Source organism: Lentzea jiangxiensis, assembly GCF_900104175.1.
Lineage (GTDB): Bacteria > Actinomycetota > Actinomycetes > Mycobacteriales > Pseudonocardiaceae > Lentzea > Lentzea jiangxiensis.
On record NZ_FNIX01000037.1, the window covers coordinates 20875 to 29826 of the forward strand.

An 8952-nucleotide genomic window follows, 5' to 3' on the forward strand; every position below is an offset into this window, starting at 1 on the left:
AGACCACGATGTCCGTCGACCAACTCGTAGCCGGCCGTCGCGGGCTGCGTCTCGCGTTCGTGTGCCTCGGCCTGTTCATGGTCTACCTCGACACGACGATCGTGAACGTCGCGCTGCCGCAGATGCAGCGCGACCTCGACGTCGGGGTCAGCGGGTTGCAGTGGGTGTTCGACAGCTACGTGCTCACCTTCGCCTGCTTCCTGCTCACCTCGGGACGGCTCGGCGACGTGCTCGGCAGGCATCGGGTGTTCCTCGCCGGCCTCGTCGGGTTCACCGTGTCGTCGGCGGCGTGCGCGCTCTCGGAGAACATCACCGCGCTGCTGGTCTCCCGGTTCGTGCAGGGCGCGTTCGGCTCGGTGATGATCACGACGTCGCTGGCGCTGGTGCACTCGATGTACCAGAGCCCGAAGGAACGCGCCCGCGCGGTGAGCATCTGGGCCGGTGTCGGCGGGCTCGCGCTCGCCGCCGGGCCGGTACTCGGCGGCGTGCTGGTGGAGCACAACAACTGGCCGAGCATCTTCTGGTTGAACATCCCGATCGGCGTCGTGTCCGTCCTCGCGTTGCTGATGTTGCGAGCGGAGCCGGAAAGCACCGAGCGGCAGCACCTCGACCTGCTCGGCCAGGCGCTGTTCGCGGCCGCCGTCGCGGCGCTGACCTACGGCATGATCGAGGCCAGCACGGCGGGGTGGACGGCCGGTTACGTGCTCGCCTCGTTCGCCGGTGCGGTCGTGGCGGCGCTGCTGTTCGTGTGGCGGGAGGCGACCTGCGAGCAGCCGATGCTGCCGCTGACGTTCTTCCGCAACCGGGTGGTGGTGTTCTCCTGCGCCATCAACTTCCTGGTGTTCTACGGGTTGTTCGGTGCGATGTTCCTGCTGACGCTGTACCTGCAGTCGGTCAACGGCCTGTCCGCTGTGGACACCGGCATCCGCTTCCTCGCGCTGAGCCTGACGATCGCGGTGGGTTCGCTGATCGCACCGCGGCTGGCGCACCTGGCCGGTGACGCGTACCCGTGGGTGTCGGCCTTCGGCGGGCTGCTCGCGGGGCTCGGTCTGATCGGCCTCTTGCGGTTGGAGGTGGGCAGCGGTTTCGACACCTACTGGTGGTCGCTGGTGCTGCTCGGCCTGGGCATCTCGTTCGCGATGGCACCAGCGACGATCGCCGTGCTCGCCTCCGTCGAACCGGAGCGGGTGGGCGTGGCGGCCGGCGTGTCACAGACCTTCCGGCAGGTGGGCGGCGTGCTCGGCGTGGCGATGTCCGGCACGCTGGCGCTGCGGCACGTCAAGGACGGCGTGCCGGACGCGCTCGCGGGCCTGCCGCTGCCACCGGCGGCGCTGGAGAAGCTGGCCGAGGCGATCGGCAGCGGCAGGTTCGCCGCCGCCGACCACCTGCCCGAGCAGCTGCGGGCAGCGGTGACGAACAATGTCGCTCCGCTGCTCGTCGACGGCATGGCGGTGTCGTACACCCTGGGCGCCGCCGTGGCGCTGGCCGGCGTGCTCACGCCGATCGTGCTGATCGGCCGGAACAAGAAGACCGGCCTCAGGAAGTGACAGGTCCCAGCAAACGCTTGGGGTGCATGCCGTTCACCATGCCGATGAACGGCGGGTGGATGCTGTAGCCGAGCATCCTCCGGATGTCCTCGGACACCTCGCAAACGACGTCCCTGTCGGTCGAGAGGGTGAACGCCTCCTGCGTGCGCAACCACGGTTCGCAGTACTGGGCGGTGGCCGCCAGCCGCGGTGCTCCACTGCGGTTGGCACCACCGCCGTGCCACAGGGTGCCCAGGAAGAAGACGCACGACCCGGCGGGCATCACCGCGGCCACCCGGTGGTCGTCCTCCGCCGGGAACCGGCCGTCCGGCCAGCGGTGACTGCCGGGCAGCACGACGGTGGCACCGTTCTCCTCCGTGAACTCGTCGATCGCCCAGACGGTGGCGGCGGACAGTGCCGCACGTGGACGCGGCACCGGATACATGCCGTCGTCGGGGTGCAACAGCTGGGCGTCCTCGCCGGGGTGGATGTTGATGATCTGCAGCTGCGAGAGCAGGTAGTTGGGTTGCAGCAGGGCGTCCAGCAGCGCGAGCACCCGCGGGTGGTCGACGAGCCGGTCGACCACCCTGGTCTTGCCCAGCACGCTGTAGATCCGTTGCGTGCGATGCCCTTCGAACGCGTTGCGTCCGGCAGGCCCGAGCAAAGGCGTGATCTCCGTGCGAATCTGCTCGCACTCCGCCTCGGTCAGCAGGTCCGGGAGGATCACGTAGCCGTCGCGTGCCAACGCGTCGAGATCCGCCTGCGCGGCGCCCGCCTCGCGGGCACCGCCTGTCGCCCGGTGCGTGCGGGCGAGATCCCCGGACAGGTCTTGCAGCGTGCGCACCTCAGGGCTCAAATCGGTCATGACGTCCTCTCTGCCACGCCGGCCGCACCGGCGACGAAAGCCCACAGCTGGGCGGCGACATCCGCGGGTGCGGGCCGGGGTATCCGGCTCAGCGCGACGGTGACAGCGGTGTGGACACCGCCGAGAACCGCCGCGACGAGCAGCTCCGGATCGCGCCCGGCGTGCAGATCTCCATCCCGCTGCCCCCGTGCCACGTTGCGAGCGCCGCACCGGATGGCCGCGTGCAGGCGCTGGGTCGCGACGCCGTCGGAGTCCGCGTCCCCCAGCCGCCCCAGCAGAACGGGCGCGAGCGGATCTCCGTAGAGATGGTCGACCCAGGCGACGACGCGGGCCCGTTCCCGCTCGGCCCACGTGTCACCGACGAACTCCCTGGCGATGACCGCCTCGTCCAGCCGGTCGTGGAAGTCAGTCACGACAGCGCGCAGCATCCCGCTCTTCGTGCCGAAGTAGCGGTACGGCAGCCCGACGCTCACCCCCGCCCGCCGCGCGATGGTGGCGACCTCGACGTCACCGTTCTCGGCGAGCTCCCGCGCGGCGACCTCGAGGAGGCGCCGGTACGTGGCCGAGCCGCGGGCGGACAAACCGTTCTGCTCCACGGCGCCAATACTAAGTTGAACTCAACTCAGTTTCTACCTCGACCGGCGGCTTCCCGCTCCGCGCGGCGTCACTCGCCACGCAGGCCGGACAACTCCGCCGGCAGCTCTGCGGCCTCACGACGTCGGAGAACTCCTGGATCAGCGGGTAATTCACGGACTCACTTCCGGTGCGATGTCACCGCGTCGTCCATCGCGTCCGAGGACGAAGCCAGCTTGGCGAGGGTGTTGGCTTGATGGCTCCGACACGCGTCGCGTTCGAACGTCGCGATCGCGTCCGGCAACCTGGCCTCGGCCTCCTCCTGCGCCCCCTGCGTCTGCCGGATGATGCCGATCGACTGGAGCGCACGAGCTTCTCCCATCACCGCGCCGTGCGCGGCGAACAGCTCGCTCACCTCCTCCGCCTGGCGAAGAGCCTCGTCGAACGAGCCGAGGGCGACCAGGTTGTTCGCCGAGCGCAGCAACAGGTACGCGAGGTTGTTGTCGTCCACCGGGGCTCCCGGGCTGCCCTCCCTCCGGAAGCATCGGACGCACTCGGCGAACTCAGCGGCGGCGGCGGCACTCCTGCCCTTCGCCTGCCAGTGCGCTGCCCGCATCGTCCGCGCCACGTGCAGCCCGAACGGATACCCGGCCTCCTCGAACCACTTCAGGGGTTTACTGAAAGCCTCCTCCGACGCGAGCGGGTCCCCCAGGAGACTGCGCGTGGTGTTGAGGTAGAGCAAAGCCCAGCTCTGCTCCAGCAGATCGTCGGCCTCGACCACGACGTCCAGAGCCAGCTGCGCCATCCGCACTGCTCAGCAGCGTGCCGAGCACCCACGCCATGTAGTTGCGCTGAGCGGCTTCCTCCCTCTTGCAGCCGAGAGCGACCGCCGACTGCAGCGCCAGGGTGAAGACCTCGTGCCAGAGGTCCGCGGTGCCGCCGAACTCCGGATACCAGTACATCGCACTGGCCAGGTCCACGACCTGGTGGTGCTCGGCGCGGGCAGCCGACCTCCGCAACGCGGCGAGCCAGTTCCCCGTCTCGGTCTCGAGCCACCTGCGCGCACCGGCGCTGTCGGCGAAGGACTCGGTCGGCTTCGGCGGGGTCCTCACACTGGAGGAAGGCTGGAAGTAACGGCCCGCAGCCGCCGCCGTCCGCACCAGCCAGCGGTCAAGACGTTGTTCGACCTCTCGTACCGTCTCGCCCGTCTCCGCTTCGGTCAGCATCTCGGCGGCGAACTCGCGCAGCAGGTCGTGCAGCTGGTAGCGACCGTCTTCGGGAGCCGGCTGCACGAGACTGGCGTCGGCCAGCTCGTCGAGCACCACGCCCGCGTCCCGCTCGTGGCCGTCGACCAGCATGCGCGCGGCCTCCACCGCGAAGTCCGGCCCGGGAACGAGAGCGAGCCGCCGGAACATGGCAGCGGCCACGGGGCCGAGCTGGCGGTAGGACAGGTCGAACACCCTGCGGACGTCGAGATCACCGGCGGTGAGGGCGGTCAGCCGCCGGTTGCGGCTCCGCAGCTGGCTCACGAAGTAGGACAGCGGCCACGTCGGGCGGCTCGCGAGCCGGTTGCCCGCGATGCGGATCGCAAGCGGCAGGCCTCCGCACAACCCGACGAGATCCTCGGCAGCATCGGACTCCGCCGACACGCGGCCCGCCCCGACGATCGATCTCAGCAGCGCCAGGGCGTCGTACGGCGTCAGCACGCCCAATCCGAACCTGCCCACCCCGGCCAGGCCGGGTAGCACCTGCCTGCTGGTGACCAGGGTGACCGAGCGCGGCCCGCCCACCAGCAGCGGGCGCACCTGCGCTTCGTCAGCCGCGTCGTCGAGGACGATCAACACGGCGCGATCCGCCAGCAGGGATCGGCAGAGAGACGCCCTGTGCTCCTGTTCGGCCGGGATCAGAGTGCTCTCCACGCCGAGCGACCGCAGCACGAGTTGCAGCACGTCCGCGACATCGGCGGGTCCATTGGACATGCCGCGCAGCTTGAGGAACAGCTGCCCGTCGGGAAAGTGCGCCGCCAGTTCGTGTGCGGCGTGCACGGCCAGACTCGTCTTCCCGGTACCGGGCGCTCCGCTCAGCAGCGTGACACGGCCGGTCTGGCCACCGGCCATTCGCACCCGGAGGAAGGGCCGCAGCTCTTCGAGCTCCCGCTCACTCCCCGTGAAGTCGTTGAGGTCGGCCGGCAACTGAGCTGGAGCAGAACGAGCGGGGGTGCGCTGAGCCGGCAGAGCCACCGACTCAGGCGCCGAACTGACACGCGCCCTCTTGGCCACCTCGCGCAGCTGCGCCGACTCGTCATCGCTCAACGCCAGTGGACCCACCAACGCGTCGATCGTGCGCCGCTGAGGACATTTGGCGATCCCGCGTTCCATGTCGCTGATCGCCCGCACGCTGACACCGGACGCTTCAGCGAGTTCCTCCTGTGTCACGCCTGCGCGAACCCGATAGCTTCTGAGCAAAACCCCAACCGAGGAAACCGGACCGGCCGTCACGTTAGCCATGCCCTCATTATCCCCATGACCTCGACCTAAACCGAAGCAAGTTACACGATCAGGTGAATTATACCAACGACATTCGAACCCAAACAATTTGCCGATGAAACTCATGAGGAACACTGCGGCCAGTCGGGATCAACGGCATAAGTATCTGGGTGGGCAACGCCGAGTTCTGCCGACGATCCTGCCCTGGCAACAGCGGGAACGATGAGGACTCTCGCTCGAGCACTGCCGGAGGCATGATCACGGAATAATCAGATGAGTTCGAGCGCCACACCGTACACAACTCGATTTGATCCTGATATTCGCCCGTGGCCGAGACCTCGAACGCCCCACGCGTACGACGAGACGATGCGGTCCAGCTACCCGAGGTCTCGAACACTCTCTGTCACCAACCTTGCTGTCGGCGACCACCTCGAAGAACTCGCCGGTTTCGGCGCGACCACTTCCTTCGGAGCTGGTGATCCCATCCGCATTCCCGGCGAAGCAGTCGCTTCGTCACGCCGGATCGGTCGTCCTACCTCAGCCGGCTCGCGGTGGGCGGGTCCAGCGACGTGCTCCAGACGTCGCTGCGGCCAGTGCCCGCTCGGAACGTCGCCCTGGAGCGTGCGAATTGAGGAGCCGCAGACCTCCGCGCGAACACTGCGCACAGCCTCCGGCATGCATGTGGGTCAGCGGTCGAGAACGAGGGACGCGCCAGGGAGGAGCCACGACCGAACATCGCCCGACCAAGATCGTCGCCAAGCGCCCACGTCATACGCAGTCCACGGCAGCCGCGACGAACTGCAAGCTCGACGCCGCGCACGAATTCGCGCTCAGCACTCTCCGCCTGGTGCTCACAGTCCCATCGCAGCGGAATCAACGGCGGATGTGGTTCCCCGCCCGGCCAGCTGAGTCCAACGTTATCTGCGAACCTTGCGGACCAGGTCGTCGGCCCTCGGTCGCAACGACGGACCGGTCGACGACTGAACCCCCACCCTCAAGGATGCTGCGCACGCGTCAGTCCGTCGCCCCGGCAGCGTGGCCGGGCAGAACGTGGTGGAGGTGCGGGACGACGGCGGCGCCCCGCACCTCGGCTCGCTTCGCGACCTTCTGGCCGCGCGCGAGGCTCAAGTACACCGGCCACGCCCAGCCCGCGACCATGAGGAAGGACCGGCAGAATGCGAAGTGCTGTAGTCAGCACGACCTCCACACTCGCGCCACAGTCCTCTCCCGCGCACCACTTCCCTGCTGTGGTGGACACGCGGGCGCATGGTGCGCCGTTCGCTGCCACCACGGGCCTGATGACGGCCCACAGTTCTGCCGATCGATTCCGCCTCCGATCCTTCCTGGTGACGAGATGCTCGGCCCGGTGTCATGTGAGACAGGCCTTTCCAGCCTGACCAGGTCCTCATTGGACAGTCGCACCGATGGAACGGAATCCATGAAGAACACAAAGGCTCGGTCTATCGCAACGTCGTTGGCGGTCGCGGGAGCGCTGACGCTCGGCGTACCGAGCAGTCCGTCCGCCTACGCCAAAGACGGCAGCCACGGGAACGACGGCGTGGTGGGCATGACCATCAACCTGTTGCAGCACAGGCAAAAAGTGTCTGGCGCCGTGGTGCGTGACGCCCTGCGGATGGCGGCGGCCCACCACGAGCAAGTCGTCCGTGAACGCGCTGCTGCTGCAGCAGCAGCTGCGGCCTCGGCTGCTGCTGCAGCAGCCGAGGCCGCGGCACGCGCACCGAAATACGCGAGACCGGCAAACGGCGTCCTCACCTCCGGTTTCGGCGCACGCTGGGGAACGCAACACCGCGGTGTCGACATCGCGAACTCCGTGGGCACGCCGATCAGGTCCGCTGCGGACGGGGTGGTGGTAAACGCGGGCCCTGCCGCCGGTTTTGGCCTGTGGGTGCGCGTGCGGCACGCAGACGGCACGATCACCGTCTACGGCCACGTGGACCGGCTTCTCACCAGCACAGGCCGCAGCGTGCGGGCGGGAGACCAGATCGCGACGATGGGCAACCGAGGGCAGTCGACCGGCCCGCACCTGCACTTCGAGGTATGGCAGAACGGGGTGCGCGCGATCGACCCCCTGAGCTGGCTGCAGAATCAGGGCGTGTCCATCTGACCGCCTCACGGGAAGCTTGCTCCGGATCAATCCACGCGGCAGATCGGCGCGCGACACCCCGAACCGATGCCGCTCCTGTGCGGGCGGGGACACCGGCTGCGAATGATAACTTTAGGCGATGTCGCGAGAAAGTCGCCGAGCCGGAACGCTCCGCCCATCGTGCAACGGGCTTTCGGTCCCGGGCAGAGATACGGCGGACCCGCGCTCATCCCGCCTGAACGTGACCGAGCCGAAGCGGACAACCGATACTTCACGACCTGGACACTACGGTGAACCTAGCTCTGTCCGCAGCTCAGCCGCCACACCGGTGTCCGCGAGCTCGTCGATCAGGGCCAGCGCGCTTTCATGCTCTCTGCGTGCCGTCACCGGATCGTTCAGCGCCTCCGCCGACAAGGTGAGCTTCGCCAGCGTGCGCACCTGACGCCGGCGTTGCTTGTCTGCTCGAACAACTCGAGCGCGTTGGACAACTTGATCCGTGCCTTCTCGTGTTCGCCTTGCGCCTGCAGCACAACACCGCACGCTTGAAACGCGCGAGCGCGACCCATCACCGCGCCGTGCACGGCGAACAACTCCAGTGCTTCCTCGGACTGGCGAAGTGCCTCGTCGAGATCGCCGAGCGCGACCAGGTTGCGCGCCGAACGCAGCAACAGGTATGCGAGGTTGTTGTCGTCGACCGGGAGTACGACGATTTCTGTCCCGACGGAAGTACCGAACACATCGGTCGAACTCGCGGCGGCGATGCCGAACCGGCCCTTCCCGTGCCAGTGCACGGCCCGCATCGTCCGTGCGACATGAAGCCCGAGCAAATTCCCGCACTTCTCGAACAACCTCAGCGGCTCGTCAACGGCCTCATCGGCGGGTGGATCGCCGACGGCGCTTCGGGTGGCGTTCAGGTAGAGCTGTGCCCAGCCCTGTTCACCGAGATCCCCGGCCTCGATCGCGGCGTTCCAGGCCAGCTGTGCCATGTGCATCGCCTCGGCAGCCTTGCCCAGCAGGGTGTCGAGCACCCACGCCACTTAGAGTTCCTAACAGATTGATCAACTGTGGTGACTGAACGTTCATGATCGTTGATCATGAACGGGTGAGAAAGGGTGAGCAGCCACCGTGGATCGTGTCCGACGATCTGTGGGCGCGAATCGAGCCGTTGTTGCCTCGATGGGAGTACGCGCTGCCCAAGCTGGGCCGCAAGCGCATCCCGGACCGGCTGGTCCTGCAGGGCATCCTGTTCGTGCTGCATACGGGGATCCAGTGGGAGTTCCTGCCCCAGGAGCTGGGTTTCGGGTCCGGGATGACGTGCTGGCGGCGCCTGGCCGAGTGGAACGAGGCCGGGGTGTGGCAACGGCTGCACGAGGCGCTGTTGGCCGAGCTGAACGCGGC

8 protein-coding genes are annotated in these 8952 nt (G+C 67.9%); 3 read left to right on the top strand and 5 right to left on the bottom strand.

From position 1 onward, the window contains the following. The first annotated feature begins 8 nt into the window (after positions 1–8). Complete coding sequence (locus BLQ91_RS38785) at positions 9–1547, top strand: MFS transporter (protein ID WP_090105464.1); 1539 nt, start codon at positions 9–11, stop codon at positions 1545–1547. Here BLQ91_RS38785 and BLQ91_RS38790 read toward each other — a convergent pair. From BLQ91_RS38790 to BLQ91_RS41935, 4 genes are all read right to left on the bottom strand, one after another. Beyond that, positions 1537–2391, bottom strand: a complete 855-nt coding sequence (locus BLQ91_RS38790; RefSeq protein ID WP_218130573.1) for a phytanoyl-CoA dioxygenase family protein — start codon at positions 2389–2391, stop codon at positions 1537–1539. The genes BLQ91_RS38785 and BLQ91_RS38790 overlap by 11 nt on opposite strands. Next, positions 2388–2987, bottom strand: coding sequence for a TetR/AcrR family transcriptional regulator (locus BLQ91_RS38795; protein WP_218130574.1), 600 nt, complete (start codon positions 2985–2987; stop codon positions 2388–2390). Before BLQ91_RS38795 ends, BLQ91_RS38790 begins: the two co-directional genes overlap by 4 nt. Positions 2988–3638: 651 nt before the next feature. Next, entirely contained in the window at positions 3639–5399 is a 1761-nt protein-coding gene (locus BLQ91_RS43950) for an ATP-binding protein (protein ID WP_176960198.1), read from the bottom strand. 1065 nt (positions 5400–6464) lie between these two features. Next, positions 6465–6608 (bottom strand): hypothetical protein, encoded by a 144-nt coding sequence (locus BLQ91_RS41935; protein WP_176960199.1) that lies wholly within the window; start codon positions 6606–6608, stop codon positions 6465–6467. Positions 6609–6888: 280 nt separating this feature from the next. Here BLQ91_RS41935 and BLQ91_RS38810 point away from each other — a divergent pair, with 280 nt between their 5' ends. After that, positions 6889–7575: a M23 family metallopeptidase gene (locus tag BLQ91_RS38810; RefSeq protein WP_090105473.1), complete on the top strand. Its 687-nt coding sequence runs from the start codon at positions 6889–6891 to the stop codon at positions 7573–7575. A 374-nt stretch (positions 7576–7949) separates the two neighbouring features. Here the strand turns inward: BLQ91_RS38810 and BLQ91_RS38815 are convergent, their stop codons facing one another. Continuing rightward, on the bottom strand, positions 7950–8582 hold the full coding sequence (locus tag BLQ91_RS38815) for a tetratricopeptide repeat protein (RefSeq protein WP_143023080.1): 633 nt from the start codon (positions 8580–8582) through the stop codon (positions 7950–7952). 101 nt (positions 8583–8683) lie between these two features. Here BLQ91_RS38815 and BLQ91_RS38820 point away from each other — a divergent pair. After that, positions 8684–8952: transposase (locus tag BLQ91_RS38820; RefSeq protein ID WP_245734296.1), on the top strand; the 269-nt coding region annotated here is incomplete at its 3' end.